The sequence below is a fragment of the Pseudomonas fuscovaginae SE-1 genome (assembly GCF_000364705.1).
GTDB classification, from domain to species: Bacteria; Pseudomonadota; Gammaproteobacteria; order Pseudomonadales; family Pseudomonadaceae; genus Aquipseudomonas; species Aquipseudomonas fuscovaginae_A.
The window spans coordinates 1-757 of record NZ_AQOH01000317.1 but is presented as its reverse complement, the minus strand read 5'-3'; the positions used below and the strand labels follow the sequence as shown (position 1 = coordinate 757).

Genomic DNA, 757 nt, shown 5'->3' with positions numbered 1-757 from the left:
GAAAAACGGGACGGATTTATTTTCCTTATTTTCCTGAGTCTCGCCCCGGCCGCCCCCGACCTCGTCTCTCTATCCGTAAGCCAGTAATCCTTTCCACCTCGTCCACAAAACGATCTGTCCCGGTCAACTGACTTCTTTGCAGAGCATCGCGGATCAGACTGATTTCGTCAGTTGAAATAGCTTGTCGAATAAATGCCTCGTAACGCTGCCCCCGTTCTTTCGCAGTATCACCCAAAGCAGCGAAGCAAGGATCAACATCCAGCAAACAGTCGCTTTCTACCCCACTCATCCGAGCTTGATAGCTCGACCATGGGTAATCTACCGGCGCAGCGACCATCCGAGCACGGACAGGATTCAATTCGATGTAGCGACAACACGCCAGTAGGTAGGCATCCGATTGCACGACACTGGACTTGTATCGGCTTTCCCATAAGGTACCCGAACGCCCCTCAAGCCGATTGCGATAACGTGTCGTCCGTGCTGCCAGAGCCTTCATCAACTGGCCCAACCCTGCAACCGCGTCACCGGGGGCCAGCAAAAGATGAACATGATTAGTCATCAGGCAATAGGCGTAGACCTTCACGCCGAATACTTCCTTGAGCTCCCGCAGATTTGCGAGGTAACGCTGATAATCTTCCGCATCCGCAAACACTATCTGACGGTTATGACCGCGTTGTACTACATGGTGCGGGTAGTTTGGTAAAACAATACGTCCCATCCTGGGCATACCTGAAGCCTCCTTCCGTTGAAGCTTTCA

General features: G+C 52.4%; 1 protein-coding gene. It reads right to left on the bottom strand.

Going from position 1 to position 757, the window contains the following annotated elements:
• Nucleotides 1–25: 25 nt before the first annotated feature.
• Nucleotides 26–727 (bottom strand): transposase, encoded by a 702-nt coding sequence (locus K675_RS32570; RefSeq protein WP_080635402.1) that lies wholly within the window; start codon nucleotides 725–727, stop codon nucleotides 26–28.
• Nucleotides 728–757 lie beyond the last annotated feature (30 nt).